The following is a 15,378-nucleotide window of genomic DNA, read 5'->3' as shown; positions in this document are numbered from 1 at the left end:
CCATGAAACACCTTGAATTTAGCCGTCACCGCCGTCTACGCCAAACAGCGAATATGCGCGCGCTTGTACGTGAAAACTATCTTCGCACTGAAGACTTGATCTACCCGCTTTTTGTCGTTGAAGGAGAAAATGTGAAAAAAGAAGTTTCTTCAATGCCGGGAGTCTATCAATTATCCCTTGATAACTTAAAAGAAGAAATGACAGAAGTGGATTCATTAGGCATTAAATCTGTGCTGCTTTTCGGTGTACCTGACGAAAAAGATGAAGTAGGCTGCCAGGCTTACCATGACCACGGAGTCTTGCAGGAAGCAATCCGAGTCATCAAAAAGGATTTTCCTGATATGGTCGTCATCGCTGACACATGCCTGTGTGAGTACACAAGCCATGGTCACTGCGGTGTCATCGAGGATGGCAAAGTTCTGAACGATCCATCCCTTGAGCTTCTTGGAAAGACGGCTGTCAGCCAGGCAAAAGCCGGAGCAGATATCATCGCCCCGTCCAATATGATGGACGGTTTTGTTACTGCGATTCGTTTTGCTTTAGATGAAGCAGGATTCCATGATGTTCCGATCATGTCTTACGCTGTAAAATATTCTTCTGCCTTTTATGGTCCTTTCCGTGAAGCGGCTGAGAGCACACCGCAGTTCGGTGACCGTAAATCCTACCAGATGGATCCGGCAAACCGTACCGAAGCGATGCGGGAAGCTGAATCAGATGTCATGGAAGGTGCAGACTTCCTGATTGTCAAGCCGGGCATGCCATACCTGGATATCGTCCGTGATGTGAAAAATAACTTTAACCTGCCAGTTGTCATTTATAATGTCAGCGGCGAGTATTCAATGGTCAAAGCAGCAGCACAAAACGGCTGGGTCGATGAAAAAAGCATCGTCATGGAAATGCTGACAGGCATGAAGCGTGCCGGATCAGACTTGATCATCACTTATCATGCAAAAGATGCAGCTCGCTGGCTTAAGGAGCAATAATATTAAAGCTGTCTTTATAACGACCGGAACCGAAACGCCAGAGTCTATTAAATGGAAATGAGGGATAGTATGCGCTCATATGAAAAATCGATTCAAGCTTTTAAGGAAGCGACAGAACTTTTGCCGGGAGGAGTTAACAGTCCGGTTCGCGCATTCAAGTCTGTTGATATGGATCCTATCTTCATGGAAAAAGGAAAAGGTTCAAAAATCTATGACATCGATGGCAATGAGTATATTGACTATGTACTGTCTTGGGGACCGCTGATCCTTGGACACACGAACGAAAAGGTTGTTGAGGGAATCAAGAAAGTGGCAGAGCTTGGGACAAGCTTCGGAGCACCGACACTTGTCGAGAATGAGCTTGCGCAACTAGTCATTGATCGCGTGCCGTCAATCGAAATGGTGAGGATGGTATCTTCGGGCACTGAGGCAACAATGAGTGCATTGCGACTGGCACGCGGATATACAGGTCGCAATAAAATCTTGAAATTTGAAGGCTGTTACCATGGTCATGGAGACTCATTGCTGATTAAAGCAGGCTCAGGTGTCGCTACACTAGGCTTGCCAGACAGCCCGGGTGTTCCAGAGGGAGTTGCCCAAAACACGATTACAGTACCTTACAATGATCTTGAAAGCGTCCGTTACGCATTCGAACAGTTTGGTGATGATATCGCTGGTGTGATCGTTGAACCAGTAGCTGGGAATATGGGAGTCGTTCCTCCTGTTGAAGGCTTCCTCGAAGGCTTGCGTGAAATCACCGCTCAGAATGGCACAGTACTTATTTTTGATGAGGTTATGACAGGCTTCCGCGTAGGATATAACTGCGCACAAGGCTATTATAATGTAACACCTGACCTCACTTGCCTTGGAAAAGTAATCGGCGGCGGGCTTCCGGTTGGCGCATACGGCGGCAAGAGAGAAATCATGGAGCAAATCGCTCCAAGCGGTCCGATTTACCAGGCTGGCACACTATCAGGCAACCCGCTGGCGATGACAGCTGGACTCGAGACATTGAAGCAGCTGACTCCAGAGTCATACAAAGAGTTTGAGCGCAAAGCTGACATTCTTGAAAATGGCCTGAAGGCTGCAGCTGAGAAATACGGGATTCCGCACACAATCAACCGCGCTGGATCCATGATTGGCATCTTCTTCACAAATGAAAATGTCATCAACTATGACGTGGCCAGACAATCAAACCTGGAGTTCTTTGCAGCCTACTACCGTGAAATGGCAAACGAAGGAGTATTCCTTCCGCCATCACAGTTCGAAGGATTATTCCTGTCTACAGCGCACACAGACGAAGACCTGGAAAAAACCATACAAGCAGCCGAAAAAGCATTCGCTAAGCTGCAGAATAAATAATCAATTTGACACTCTCCGTTTTGGAGAGTGTTTTTTTGCGTGGGCTGCATAGGGTTCGGACAAAACGAGGTCGTAGTCTCTTAACTTTGTCCGAAGTAGCTCCAGGTTTGGACAAAACTCAGCTGTATTCTCTTAACTTTGTCCGAAGTAGGCCTAGGTTCAGACAAAACACGGCCATATTCTCTTAACTTTGTCCGAAGTAGCTCCAGGTTCGGACAGAACGCGGCCGTTCTCTCTTAAATTTGTCCGAAGTAGCTCCAGGTTTGGACAAAACGCGGCCATTCTCTCTTAACTTTGTCTGAAGTAGATCCAGGTTCGGACAAAACGCGTCCGGTGTCTCATAATTTTGTCCGAAGCAGCTCCAGGTTCGGACAAAACGCGTCCGGTGTCTCTTAGTTTTGTATCAAGTAGCTCCAGGTTCGGACAAAACGTGGTCGTCTTCTCATAATTTTGTCTGAAGTAGCTCCAGGTTCGGACAAAACGCGGCCGTTCTCTCTTAACTTTGTCCGAAGTAGCTCCAGGTTCGGACAAAACGCGTTCGGTGTCTCTTAACTTTGTCCGAAGTAGCTCCAGGTTCGGACAAAACGCGGCCGTTCTCTCTTAACTTTGTCCGAAGTAGCTCCAGGTTCGGACAAAACGCGTTCGGTGTCTCTTAACTTTGTCCGAAGTAGCTCCAGGTTCGGACAAAACGCGGCCGTTCTCTCTTAACGTTGTCCGAAGTAGCTCCAGGTTCGGACAAAACGCGTTCAGTGTCTCTTAACTTTGTCCGAAGCAGCTCCAGGTTCGGACAAAACGCGGCGGTTCTCTCTTAACTTTGTCTGAAGTAGCTCCAGGTTCGGACAAAACGCGGCCGTTCTCTCTTAACTTTGTCTGAAGTAGCTCCAGGTTCGGACAAAACACAGCCGTTTTCTCTTAACTTTGTCCGAAGTAGCTCCAGGTTCGGACAAAACGCGGCCGTTCTCTTTTAACTTTGTCTGAAGCAGCTCCAGGTTCGGACAAAACACGGTCGTATTCTCTTAACTTTGTCTGAAGCAGCTCCAGGTTCGGACAAAACGAGGTCGTATTCTTTCAACTTTGTCCGAAGTAGCTCTGGGTTCGGACAAGATACCGTCCTTTCCGCATGGATATCTCCCTGGTCTTGATTTTCTTCAATCATGCTTCACTACGAACCATCCCTTAACAACTCCTTTTTATGTTCTAAATTATCATAAAAGTAAATACAGACTCATAAAGTGTTAATGACATAGTGATTTTACGTTTAAGGAATGAAAGGAGGAGTCGCTTTGTCTCAGGGGAATCAATCGTGCCTGCGATTTTCATTAGAAGAGTCTGTGTGGTTTCAAAGAGGACAGGAAGTCGCGGAGCTTGTCTCGATTTCACTCGATCCGAATATAACCATCCAGGAAAATGAACAATACGTATCCATTCGCGGATCGCTGGAGTTGACTGGGGAATATACATGCCGTGAACAGCAGCAAGAGGTTGATGATCAGATCGCAGCTCTTAAGTATGTGCATTCTGTGATGGAGAGGGAAGAAGGTGTCTATGAGTTCCTTCATCGTTTCCCGGTGGATATCACAATTCCTAAAAACCGGATCGAGAGCATTTATGACATTGATATTCAAGTAGAAGGATTTGATTATGAGTTCCCAGAATCAGACCGCCTGAAGCTGAATGCAGACCTAGCCATCACGGGCCTGTACGGCGAACAGCAGCATGAAGCCGAAGAGGATGCAGATAGTGAAGAGGCACAAGAACTGGAAGTCAGCTACAGGGAGGCTACTGCAGAAGTTGATGTTGAAGTTGAAACAGAAGCAGGTGCAGCAAATGATAGCCAGGAAGAAAGAGAGGAAGCACACTTCCCCGAAGCTCCAGCCTATTCGTTTGTCCAGCAAAATGAGACTTTGAATCAACAAGAAGAAGATACCTATGAAGAAGAACTTTATGCCCCTTTCAGGGCTGAAGCGAAGAAAACTGCTGCCGTAGAGGACGCCTCGGAGTCTGAACAACAGGCTCAACGAGAACCAGAGCTGGAATATGCTCTAAGTGATTTCAGAGGTGAGCAAGAGCCCGTTATGGAGGTTGAGGAAGAGGAAGTGGAGGTAGAGATGGAGGCACCAGAAGAGCCAGTCTCAGAAAGTATGCCTGCCGAAGTGGAAGAGTCTCCTGAAAGCTCATCTTCCCCAGTATTGAAAAAGAAGAAGCCGAATATGAAACAAGGCATTTCCATTGCTGAATTTTTAGCGCGTAAGGAAGAAGAAACAGAGGTTGCTAAAATAAGAGTTTGCATTGTTCAGCAAGGCGACTCGCTTCAATCGATTTCCGAACGCTATGATGTGCCAGTCCAGCAGCTTCTCCGGGTCAATCATCTGAGCATCGACCATGAAGTTCATGAAGGCCAGGTACTATATGTTCCTGGAGTAGCGGTTCATAATAATTAATATTTTATAAGTAGCAACGCCTTGTCCAAAAGGAGGCTGGTTGTCAGGGCTGGCTTGGCTGCTGGCTGGGATTGCTATAGCTTTTAGCATGGGCAGGTGTCTGACACCTGCCCAGCTGTATTTATTCGAGAATAAAAAGGTATAATCGTTAATTCGAGAATTGTCCAGCTACAGCGCCTAGCCCCTCGAGTCACTTCGGTCCGCCCAATGAAGTCAAAGAAAGACTTCACCGGTCGGCCCTCCAGCGCTTGTCGGGGCTGACCAAGGCGCTTACGCTTTCTAAATATGAAATCCAGAAAGTAGGCGAGATCCGATGGATGATCGCAATTTTTTAAAAGAAGAATCGGCAGTGTTAAAACAATACCCTATTAATCCGTATTTTGCAGAGGATTTTGGCAAAGTGAAAAAGGTCTATACGAATTCAGGCACTTACGCTTTGAAGAAAATCCACCCGCATGAATCAACAGATTTTATCAAACATATCCAGCACCTTTACCAAAAAGGCTATAACAGGATTGTTCCAGTCTACCCGGCAAATGACGGACGTTATGCGGTTTTGCATAATAAATCACTGTACTATCTAATGCCGTGGATACCGAATGAGACGAGGGAGGACCAGTCACAAAGACACCAGCAGCTGTTCAGGGAATTGGCGAGGATGCATACTTTATCAGTCAAGGAACTGGAAATCAGTGAAGAAGTGAAGCAGGAGCATTATGAAAAGACGTTAAAAGAATGGGAAAAGGAAGAAGAATTCATCAACGGATTCCTTGAAAGCTGTGAGGATAGAGTATATATGTCACCGTTTGAACTGACATTCTGCCTGTATTATATACAGATCCGGCAGGCTATGCAGTTCGCCAAGCAAAAACTGGAGTCATGGAATGAAAAGACGAAGGAGCAAAAGAAAACGAGGACGGTAACGCTTCATGGTAAGGTATCTCCTGAACATTTCCTGTTCGATGAAAGGGGCTACGGATATTTCATCAATTTTGAGAAGGCCAGGCAAGGTTCGCCAATCCAGGATTTGCTTCCTTTCCTGGCAAGGTCGCTGAAAACCCAGCCAAAGTATGGAGATGAAATCATAGACTGGATTTATGTCTATTTTAAATACTTTCCATTCCGAGAGGATGAAATGCAGCTGTTCATGAGTTATCTAGCTTTTCCATCAGGCATTATCCGTGTTGCGGAAATGTACCATCAGCGAAAAGTGGAAGTGGATGAAAGGAAGTTTGTCCAAAAACTGCAGCGGCAGTATTGGCTTTTGAGCAATACAGGCTACGTTGTAACCAAGATTGACGAAATGGAGAAACAAAAAGAGCAGGCAAAACAAGAAGGAGCCCAGAGCTAAAAGATGCTCCAGGGCTCCTTAAATCATTTCGAATTTGATTGCCAGTGCAATCAGGATGAAAATCGATAGCAAGAATACATCAAAAGTCGACGGAAAAAACAGGGTGCGTATTCCCTGGAAAACACAAAAAGGAATAATGAGCTGAGCGCATACTGCCCGTGCTGTCCTCGCCCACTTCGGGAGTGTATAAGGATTATACCTTCGTCTCTTCATCGTCATCCCTCCAAACAATCAGGTATCCCTTTTTCCATTCTATGAGTGACTTGCCCAAAATGTGCTTATTGCTCACACATTAAGGTTCAAAAAGTATAAAATAATAAAAAATAGGAAATGATGATTGACGTCAATCCACTTTTTTGGGTAGTATATCTAGTATACAAAACACATAATAAAGCAAAGCTTTGACAGGGAAGAGTACATGAGCAGCCAGCTTCAAGAGAGGGAGTCCATTAGCTGGGAGGACTTCTAAGCCGGAACCATGGAAGGTCGCCCTTGAGCATCGCCTGGGAACGGATTTCTCTCAGTAACAGGCGACGGTGAAGAACCGTTATCCGTATTTGAGCCAGCAGCAGAACTCAGTTTTTACCGTTGCTGGGAAAAAAGGTGGTACCGCGAACAAACTCCATTCGTCCTTTTATGGCGAATGGAGTTTTTTATTTTGGCTGGATGTATCGCCATTCTTTTTAATCTCTGTTGATTGTAGTGGAAGCCGCGTAGACTCCTGCGGGATTAGCTGGACAGGTGAGACCCCGCAGGAGCTTGCGACGAGGAGGCTCAGCTCCAGCCCGCGGAAAGCGAAGCGGCTGGAACGGAAATCAACAGTCTTTATTAAGCAGTCATATTTTTCAAGAAAATGCATTTGAATGGAGGAAAAATGATGGAAGAGTATTTGTCTATGCCGACTAAATACGATCCGTCTTCAATTGAGCAAGGACGTTATGAATGGTGGATCAAAGGTAAGTTTTTCGAAGCGAAGGACGATGAAACGAAAAAGCCTTATACAATCGTCATCCCGCCGCCAAACGTAACTGGAAAGCTGCATCTTGGCCATGCGTGGGATACAGCGCTTCAGGATATCCTGACACGAATGAAACGCATGCAGGGATATGACGTATTATGGCTCCCAGGAATGGACCATGCGGGCATCGCGACACAGGCAAAGGTTGATGAAAAACTGCGCAGCCAAGGCATCAATCGCTACGAACTGGGCCGTGAAAAATTCCTTGAGGAAGCTTGGAAGTGGAAAGAGGAATACGCACAACATATCCGCACACAATGGTCAAAGCTTGGATTAGGGCTTGATTACAGCCGCGAGCGCTTCACATTGGATGAGGGATTATCAAAGGCTGTAAAAGAAGTTTTCGTTTCTTTATACCGCAAAGGCCTGATCTACCGCGGCGAATACATCATCAACTGGGATCCGGCAGCGAAAACAGCTTTATCTGATATCGAGGTTATCCATAAAGATGTCCAGGGTGCTTTTTACCATATGAGATATCCTCTGGCAGATGGCAGCGGCCATATCGAAATCGCAACGACAAGACCGGAAACGATGCTTGGCGATACAGCGGTTGCTGTCCATCCAGAAGATGACCGCTACAAGCATTTGATCGGCAAGACTGTCACCCTGCCAATCGTTGGCCGTGAGATCCCGATTGTAGGCGATGATTATGTCGATAGGGAATTTGGATCAGGCGCCGTTAAAATCACTCCTGCACATGACCCTAATGACTTTGAAATCGGCAACCGCCATAACCTAGAAAGAGTTCTTGTCATGAACGAAGATGGCTCAATGAATGCTAAAGCCGGCAAGTATCAGGGAATGGACCGGTTCGAGTGCCGCAAGCAAATCGTCAAGGACCTTCAGGAAGCTGGCGTATTGTTCAAGATTGAAGAGCATATGCACTCTGTAGGTCACTCTGAGCGCAGCGGTGCTGTAGTCGAGCCTTATCTATCCACTCAATGGTTCGTAAAAATGCAGCCGCTTGCTGATGAAGCAGTCGCTCTTCAGAGTAAAGAAGAGAAGGTCAACTTTGTCCCTGAGCGTTTTGAAAACACCTATATGCGCTGGATGGAAAATATCCGCGACTGGTGTATCTCCCGTCAGCTATGGTGGGGCCACCGCATCCCTGCCTGGTACCATAAAGAAACAGGTGAGGTATACGTTGATCATGAACCGCCGGCAGACCCTGAGAACTGGGAACAGGATAATGACGTTCTTGATACATGGTTCAGCTCAGCGCTATGGCCGTTCTCGACAATGGGCTGGCCGAATGAAGAAGCAGCTGATTACAAGCGCTATTACCCGACAGCTGCCCTAGTAACAGGCTATGATATTATCTTCTTCTGGGTTTCAAGGATGATTTTCCAGGGACTAGAATTCACAGAACAGAGGCCATTCAAGGATGTATTGATCCACGGACTCGTTCGTGCAGAAGATGGCCGTAAGATGAGTAAGTCACTAGGAAACGGTGTTGATCCGATGGATGTCATCGACCAGTACGGCGCCGACTCACTCCGCTACTTCCTGACAACAGGAAGCTCACCGGGGCAGGATCTCCGCTACAGCACCGAAAAGGTTGAAGCAACTTGGAACTTCGCGAATAAAATTTGGAACGCATCCCGTTTTGCGTTGATGAATATGAATGGCCTTAAATATGAAGAAATCGATTTGAGCGGCGAGAAATCAGTTGCTGACAAGTGGATTTTGACAAGATTGAATGAAACAATCGAGACTGTGACAAGACTTTCAGACCGTTATGAGTTTGGTGAGGTTGGCCGAGCGCTTTACAACTTCATCTGGGATGACTTCTGTGACTGGTATATCGAGATGGCAAAGCTTCCGCTCTACGGCGAAGACGAAGCTGCCAAGAAGACGACAAGGTCCATCCTTGCATACGTTCTAGACAACACGATGCGCCTGTTGCATCCCTTCATGCCATTCATTACCGAAGAAATCTGGCAGAACCTTCCTCATGAAGGGGAGTCCATCACGGTTGCAAGCTGGCCGCAGGTTGACCCTGCTTTAACTGATAAAGAAGCAGCAGATGATATGAAGCTACTAGTTGAAGTCATCCGTGCGGTAAGGAATATTCGCTCTGAGGTGAACACACCTCTGAGCAAGAAGGTAGATATGTTCCTGAAGGCAAAGGATGAAAAGACATTAAGCATGCTTGAAAGTAACCGTGGCTATATCGTTCGTTTCTGTAATCCAGAGAACCTGGAAATCGGACTTGAAGTCAACGCTCCTGAAAAAGCGATGACAGCAGTTGCTACAGGACTTGAAATCATCATGCCACTTGAAGGCTTGATCAATATTGATGAAGAAATCGCCCGCCTTCAAAAAGAAAAAGAGAAGCTGGATAAAGAAGTAGAACGTGTCCAGAAGAAGCTGGCTAATGAAGGCTTCGTCAAGAAAGCTCCTGAAAAAGTCATCGATGAAGAACGCGCGAAGGAAAAAGACTATCTGGAAAAACGTGCAGCAGTCGAAGCGCGCATCAATGAATTAAGAAACTAAAAATAGTAACTCTGAAGACGAACCGTTTTGGTTCGTCTTCATCTTGAATTGAGGTGTTTATATATGTTTGAAACATATGAGCAAGCAATTGAATGGATCCATGCAAGGCTGCGTCTGGGAATGAAGCCAGGCCTTTCCAGAATGGAATGGATGCTTGAAAGGCTGGAGCATCCTGAAAGAAGGATCAAGACCATCCATGTTGGCGGCACGAACGGAAAAGGCTCGACAGTCACCTTCCTGCGCTCGATCCTTCAGACAGCAGGATTCAGGGTCGGCACGTTTACTTCGCCATATTTTGAACAATTCAATGAGCGGATCAGTATTAACGGCCACCCAATCAGTGACGAGGAATTGGTTGAGCTGACAAATGTGATCAAGCCGCTTGCAGATGAGCTGGATCATACGGAATTAGGCGGACCGACTGAATTTGAAGTGATCACCGCAATGTCGATCTATTATTTTGCCAAGATGTCTCCTGTTGATGTCGTCATTTATGAAGTGGGACTCGGCGGGCGTTTTGATTCGACCAATGTCATTCACCCGCTGCTATCAATCATCACCAGCATCGGCCTCGATCACACGGCGATTCTCGGAGATACATATGAACAAATAGCGTTTGAAAAAGCAGGAATCATAAAGAACGGTGTAAGCGTCATAACAGGAGTGAAACAGCCAGAAGCATTGGATGTTATCAAACGTAAAGCTATGGAAGGCAAGTCACCTATCTACCATCTGGGTAATGAATTCACCGCAGATTCAAGAGAATCTTTGGAGCGTGGAGAAAAATTCACTTTTTCAAGCATGTTCGGCCAAATTCAGGACCTGAAAACCACCATGATCGGTTCCTATCAGGTGGACAATGCTGCCTGTGCAGTAATGGCCAGCCAGGTTCTTGCAAGCTACTATTCGTTTATGATTGAAGAAGAGCATATCAGGGATGGGCTGATTCAAGCCTACTGGCCTGGACGTCTTGAGGTTTTAAGTGAGGATCCTTTAGTCCTGATCGATGGGGCTCATAATGAAGAAGGAATCAATGCGCTCGCAAGTGAAATTAAATCTCGATTTGCCGATAAAAAGATTAGTATCCTATTTGCAGCCCTGAAAGATAAAAAGTTGGACAAGATGATTGCAAGTCTAGAAGAGGCTGCTGACCAACTTACTTTTACAACCTTCGACTTTCCTCGTGCAGCTTCTGCGGAAGATTTAATGGAAGTTGGACGGAACGATGGAAATAAACGAATCGCAAATGATTACCAAGACTTTCTCTCTATGAAAATAAATGATTTGACCAAAGATGAAATCCTGATTGTCACAGGCTCTCTTTACTTTTTATCAGAGGCAAAGCCTTATATAATGAACGTGTTGAAAAATAAATAAGAAAATTATGACATTGAACAAAAAGTTTGCTAAACTATTTAAAAAGTGCGACTTTTTACCCAGGAAGGAGGTGGATAGATAAAGATGACTCCCATAATCAAAAAATCAATATGGTTCAGCTGGCTGCTGATCGTGCCGGTTGGGCTCTGGGTGACTTATCAAGTCTATCCGCCTCCAAGTGATCTGCCTGTATGGGAAGTTTTTGCCTTCCTTTTATTGATGGCCGTTGTGGCTGCCATGCCAATGGTCGTCAACAATACGCCAATCTTCCTCATCCAATGGGTGTCGCTAGCAGTATTCCTGACATACGGCATCTTTGTGGAAATGGTTTTGATGCAAATTTCTGTGCTCATTTTGTTAATGAGGCTACGTGTCCAAAAGTCTGATACTTATAGGTTCCCACTGAATTCGTTAATGTTCTTTACCGTATCATTAGGGAGTGGATTGATCTTTTACGCCCTTGGAGGGACACATGGAGCCCATTTGACTGATGATCCATATACTTACATTTTGGGAACGGTATACGGCATTAGCAATTATGGAGTGAATACTTTATTCCTGATTTTGCTGCAAGCAGTCGTACTAAAAATTAAGGGACCTTACTTCGGAAAAGATTTCATCTGGGAAACCGTTACGACTCTGATCACATTCCCTGTAGGCTTCATTCTTTATGAACTATATCAAAGTGAAATGGGGCTCTATTCCTTATTGTTTGTCGGTATTCCTTTCGCCAGTTTGTCTATCATTCTCAGTCTCTATTATTCGAGCGGAAAGGTGAACCATTTTTTACAGAGTGCCGCTGAGATTGGCCACCAGCTGGCTGAGAGGCTGAAGTCGGATGATGTTCTTGACCTCTTTGTTCAAAAAGTGATCGAGATGCTTCCAGTTGACTATGCCTACATTTTGGATGTAGTGGATGAAAAAGAGCTAAAGCTGATTCATAAGGTAGAGTTCGGCGAAGTGATGGAGCCAGTTGCCGATCCTCTTGGAAAAGGCATGGGAATAAGCGGGCTTGTCTGGGCTGAGAAACAGCCTGTACTCTTCCATTCAAAAAAACAATGGAAGCATATTAATTCAGGCTATATCCCAGCGGGTGCTGAAAGCATTCTCGGTGTGCCAATCGTCAGGAACAACCAGGTGATCGGTGTCCTCGTCCTTGCCGCAAACAAGAAAAGGGCATTCGAAAAATCGCAGCTGATGATCATCGACATACTATGCTCCCACTTTGCGATTGCCGTGGAAAACGCCAGGCACCATGAAAAAACAAAGGAATACAGTGAGCGCTGCGCGTTGACTGGACTGTATAATTACCGCTATTTTGAAAACATGCTGACTGCCGAATTCGAAAAATTACAATTTGGCCACAGGGACCTTTTATCACTCATCCTGCTCGACATCGACCACTTCAAATCCGTCAACGATACATACGGACACCAAAGTGGAAATGAGATTTTAATAGAGTTAGGAGAACGACTGAGGAAAAAAATCGGCGGCATTGGAACCGTTGCCCGCTACGGAGGAGAAGAATTCGTCATCCTCCTGCCTGACATGATGAAAGGCGACGCCCTTAAACTCGCAGAACAAATCAGGCTGATGATTGCCAACGAGCCATTTACACTGCTGCAGTCGATGGATGAAGAAGGAAAGCAACTATTAGTTAACATTACTGCCTCAATTGGAGTGGCAACCGCCCCGCAAGATGCGGACGATTCTTTGGCATTGATCAGGCATGCAGATAGGGCATTATATGTCGGTGCGAAGCGATCGGGTAGGAATAGGGTTGCGGAATATGTTAAGTGAAAAGGCTGATCCCTGAGGGTCAGCCTTTTAATATTGTACTTCTACACCTTCATCTGGGTTGATGTACCATTCATCGTCCTGAGGGCGAGGACATGATTTGTTTTTACCAGAAGGGAAAGGATTGTATTCAACTAGCTTATTATTATTATCAATATAATAAGTGTTTCCATATACACATAATGCTGAATTACCGTTTACATAAGGATTATCAATCTTTGTAAAGAAGATTGCATCTCCATGAATTAATATAGTATCAGTACCTCGGAGTTCTACTTTATCTTTAAAATAGGCATTTCCTTTTACAGTCAAATGGTTTTTTCCTCTCAAATCGAGATCTCTTTCGAAATAAGTAGAGCCTGGATATATTTTTGTGCTCTTATGCCCAATTAATTCAATTCTATTATTTTCCTTAATATCAAAAGTGCTTTTTTCAGGAGCAGTTTCTCCGGCTTTGGAGATTCCATTCTTTCCAATAGTAATTGTACTTCTTAATACTTTTGTTTCTTTGCCTGTATTTCCTTCACTTTTAAAATTCACAAGAATCGTTTTGTCAGGCTTGATTGCCGATAATGACACGAGGGTTACCTTATATTCATTAAGTCCTTCCACATTTTTTGATACGTTAGTATAAACAGTCTGGCTTAATGCTGTTTGCAAGCTTGTGTAGAAATAGGAATCATACTCTGGTGCATTTCGGTTCTTTTTCCCATTCCCGTTCCCATTCCCGTTCCCATTCCCGTTTCCGGTAACTTCTATCGCTGCATCGGCTGCAGCATTAGAATCAAGAACAATTCCAGCCAAAAGCGTCTCGTAATGTGCCACCCCCATCTCTGCAAGATCGGTTGCTTTGTTAATTTCGTCTGTCTTATTGAATTGCTTTCGAGCAGACATGGCCATTCCAGTCATTGAAAGGGCAAGGGTGAAGGTGATTGTTATAATCACTAAGACAAGTACTAATGCATAACCTTTTTCATTTCGTACTTCCAAATTTAATCATCCTCCTTAATATCTTTTTACAGTCGTTTCAATTTCGTATGTCTGCCCTTTTTGGTCTGTTAATAATAATTGAATTGTTAAAGGTTGTTTAGCATCAATCTTTGTATTACTTATTGTTATTGGTGTTGGGTATCCAACCTTCAAATCCATTGAATAATCAGTATCTCCCACCAGATTATCTGCCGTAGTTACCCCTATATATGACTTCTTTGAAGAAGCATCATATTTGATCCAGTACGATTCATTTTTTTGGTGGTATTGCTTAATGGTTGTCAGTATGAGATTCGCTGCCTGGTCCATACTGTTTTTATGCGAAATACGATCGTAGTTATTATTGAATGTAAAAAACACTCCATAGATAATTCCTGAAACTATGAATAGTATAGCAATAGCTGCAAGAAGCTCTACCAATGACAATCCTTTTTCGTTATTCATATGGTCACCTTCTTATATATGTAAATGTTTCTGAAGAGCTGTCAGGATCATCATTGTCAATAATTGCTACTTTTACATTGACTAAATCTTCTACACTTGGTGTAAAATCAACCGATATTTTATATGAACTATTTATGGCTTGACCTAAAAAGGATTCCAAGGCATTCTTCTCAAAGTTACATTGGAAATCAGCGCATTCAGGGTTTGCTAATAGCATATTTTTTGTGACATTAACTTCAACCAAATTCACAACCTGCTGAGCAGTCTGTGATGTAGAAAGCTTTTCTTCATTTTTTTTGACGAATAATGCTGACTGGCTGAAAAAACCGGCAAATGAAGTAAGTACAATGGTCAGTATGACAATTGATAATAAAACTTCAAGCAATGTCAAACCATCTTGGTTATCCAACTTTTTTCCCAATACTTTCTTCCCCTATCTTCTAAATCTATTACTTTTATTATACAATATAAAAAAGTGAAAATTGTCATATTTTGAGATTTTCAGTTGTAAATATAAAATAATTGTATAATTTTTAGGTTTTTTTAGAAAAAAAGGGGTGGAATAATGGCTAATCTGGTATTTTTATTAATATCAATAGTTTTAACAGGTATCTTGATTTATGCAGTTTCTATGGGGCTGACAAGGAAAGAGAAGAATATAGCAATAGTAGGTTCAGTGCTTATTGGTTCTTTTGGACTAGTTTCTGTTAACTTTTTTGGTTTATGGCAAGTCTTGTTGGTGATCGTATTGCTTGGAATGAGTGCGGGTTATATAATAGTAAGCCGGTTATCTGTTACTAAAGTACCTGTAAAGTTAAACGAGCGATTACATAGTAATGTTGACAATGAATCATTAGACCTTTACGGCAAGGTGAGTAACTTTGTTGGTGAAAAAGACCTTTCTGCGATTGAGGTTCTTACAGCCAAGAATAAAAATCATGAGACTTTAAACGAGTTACAACCTTCTTTTGACGAAGATACTTCTTTCTTGGATGAAAGAAATGGCGTGCATATACCTCAAGTGGAATGGGTCCATCCAGCTCCAAATATGGAATTGGAAGACTGGATGGTTGAGACTGAAAAAGAAAAGGCGTATGCCAGCATCCACTCATAGAA

The 15,378-nt window shown here is 44.0% G+C and carries 12 protein-coding genes and 1 other annotated feature; of the genes, 8 read left to right on the top strand and 4 right to left on the bottom strand.

The genetic code is table 11. The features are described from left to right. Positions 1-2 precede the first annotated feature (2 nt). From hemB to ysxE, 4 genes are all read left to right on the top strand, one after another. Positions 3-983, top strand: a complete 981-nt coding sequence (gene hemB / locus LGO15_RS17840) for a porphobilinogen synthase (RefSeq protein WP_167832792.1) — start codon at positions 3-5, stop codon at positions 981-983. A 69-nt stretch (positions 984-1,052) separates the two neighbouring features. Then, the gene (gene hemL, locus LGO15_RS17835) at positions 1,053-2,345 is read left to right on the top strand and encodes a glutamate-1-semialdehyde 2,1-aminomutase (protein WP_167832793.1); all 1,293 of its coding nucleotides are present in this window, start codon (positions 1,053-1,055) and stop codon (positions 2,343-2,345) included. A gap of 1,283 nt (positions 2,346-3,628) precedes the next feature. Then, on the top strand, positions 3,629-4,786 hold the full coding sequence (spoVID, locus tag LGO15_RS17830) for a stage VI sporulation protein D (protein ID WP_167832794.1): 1,158 nt from the start codon (positions 3,629-3,631) through the stop codon (positions 4,784-4,786). A gap of 313 nt (positions 4,787-5,099) precedes the next feature. Further along, positions 5,100-6,137 carry a spore coat protein YsxE gene (ysxE, locus tag LGO15_RS17825; RefSeq protein WP_167832795.1) on the top strand — a complete coding sequence of 346 codons (1,038 nt, stop codon included), beginning with the start codon at positions 5,100-5,102 and terminating at the stop codon, positions 6,135-6,137. Positions 6,138-6,155: 18 nt separating this feature from the next. Here the strand turns inward: ysxE and LGO15_RS17820 are convergent, their stop codons facing one another. Beyond that, positions 6,156-6,350, bottom strand: coding sequence for a hypothetical protein (locus LGO15_RS17820; RefSeq protein WP_167832796.1), 195 nt, complete (start codon positions 6,348-6,350; stop codon positions 6,156-6,158). 179 nt (positions 6,351-6,529) lie between these two features. Next, positions 6,530-6,774, top strand: a binding site (T-box leader). A 237-nt stretch (positions 6,775-7,011) separates the two neighbouring features. Between LGO15_RS17820 and LGO15_RS17815 the strand changes: the two genes are divergently transcribed. From LGO15_RS17815 to LGO15_RS17805, 3 genes are all read left to right on the top strand, one after another. After that, a complete protein-coding gene (locus tag LGO15_RS17815) occupies positions 7,012-9,654 on the top strand; it encodes a valine--tRNA ligase (RefSeq protein WP_226085441.1) in 2,643 nt (880 codons plus the stop codon). A 63-nt stretch (positions 9,655-9,717) separates the two neighbouring features. After that, on the top strand, positions 9,718-11,031 hold the full coding sequence (locus LGO15_RS17810; protein ID WP_167832797.1) for a bifunctional folylpolyglutamate synthase/dihydrofolate synthase: 1,314 nt from the start codon (positions 9,718-9,720) through the stop codon (positions 11,029-11,031). 84 nt (positions 11,032-11,115) lie between these two features. Next, on the top strand, positions 11,116-12,831 hold the full coding sequence (locus LGO15_RS17805; RefSeq protein WP_167832798.1) for a sensor domain-containing diguanylate cyclase: 1,716 nt from the start codon (positions 11,116-11,118) through the stop codon (positions 12,829-12,831). Positions 12,832-12,858: 27 nt separating this feature from the next. On the opposite strand, the gene LGO15_RS17800 is transcribed toward LGO15_RS17805, so the two are convergent. From LGO15_RS17800 to LGO15_RS17790, 3 genes are read right to left on the bottom strand one after another with little or no spacing between them, the layout of a single operon-like run. Then, positions 12,859-13,818, bottom strand: a complete 960-nt coding sequence (locus LGO15_RS17800) for a hypothetical protein (RefSeq protein WP_167832799.1) — start codon at positions 13,816-13,818, stop codon at positions 12,859-12,861. 15 nt (positions 13,819-13,833) lie between these two features. After that, complete coding sequence (locus tag LGO15_RS17795; protein WP_167832800.1) at positions 13,834-14,262, bottom strand: PilW family protein; 429 nt, start codon at positions 14,260-14,262, stop codon at positions 13,834-13,836. Between the two features lie 4 nt (positions 14,263-14,266). Further along, complete coding sequence (locus LGO15_RS17790) at positions 14,267-14,683, bottom strand: type IV pilus modification PilV family protein (RefSeq protein ID WP_167832801.1); 417 nt, start codon at positions 14,681-14,683, stop codon at positions 14,267-14,269. A gap of 144 nt (positions 14,684-14,827) precedes the next feature. On the opposite strand from LGO15_RS17790, the gene LGO15_RS17785 reads away from it, so the two are divergent. Then, positions 14,828-15,376: a hypothetical protein gene (locus LGO15_RS17785; protein ID WP_167832802.1), complete on the top strand. Its 549-nt coding sequence runs from the start codon at positions 14,828-14,830 to the stop codon at positions 15,374-15,376. Positions 15,377-15,378 lie beyond the last annotated feature (2 nt).

Source organism: Mesobacillus sp. S13, from assembly GCF_020422885.1.
Lineage (GTDB): Bacteria > Bacillota > Bacilli > Bacillales > Cytobacillaceae > Mesobacillus > Mesobacillus selenatarsenatis_A.
This window is presented reverse-complemented; position numbering and strand designations above follow the sequence as displayed.

Excerpts from the sequence above, each read along its gene's own strand:
- ysxE (WP_167832795.1), top strand. The coding sequence starts at position 5,100 with ATGGATGATCGCAATTTTTTAAAAGAAGAATCGGCAGTGTTAAAACAA.
- LGO15_RS17785 (WP_167832802.1), top strand. The coding sequence starts at position 14,828 with ATGGCTAATCTGGTATTTTTATTAATATCAATAGTTTTAACAGGTATC.
- LGO15_RS17815 (WP_226085441.1), top strand. The coding sequence starts at position 7,012 with ATGATGGAAGAGTATTTGTCTATGCCGACTAAATACGATCCGTCTTCA.
- LGO15_RS17820 (WP_167832796.1), bottom strand. The coding sequence starts at position 6,350 with ATGAAGAGACGAAGGTATAATCCTTATACACTCCCGAAGTGGGCGAGG.
- LGO15_RS17810 (WP_167832797.1), top strand. The coding sequence starts at position 9,718 with ATGTTTGAAACATATGAGCAAGCAATTGAATGGATCCATGCAAGGCTG.
- hemL (WP_167832793.1), top strand. The coding sequence starts at position 1,053 with ATGCGCTCATATGAAAAATCGATTCAAGCTTTTAAGGAAGCGACAGAA.
- LGO15_RS17795 (WP_167832800.1), bottom strand. The coding sequence starts at position 14,262 with ATGAATAACGAAAAAGGATTGTCATTGGTAGAGCTTCTTGCAGCTATT.
- LGO15_RS17805 (WP_167832798.1), top strand. The coding sequence starts at position 11,116 with ATGACTCCCATAATCAAAAAATCAATATGGTTCAGCTGGCTGCTGATC.
- hemB (WP_167832792.1), top strand. The coding sequence starts at position 3 with ATGAAACACCTTGAATTTAGCCGTCACCGCCGTCTACGCCAAACAGCG.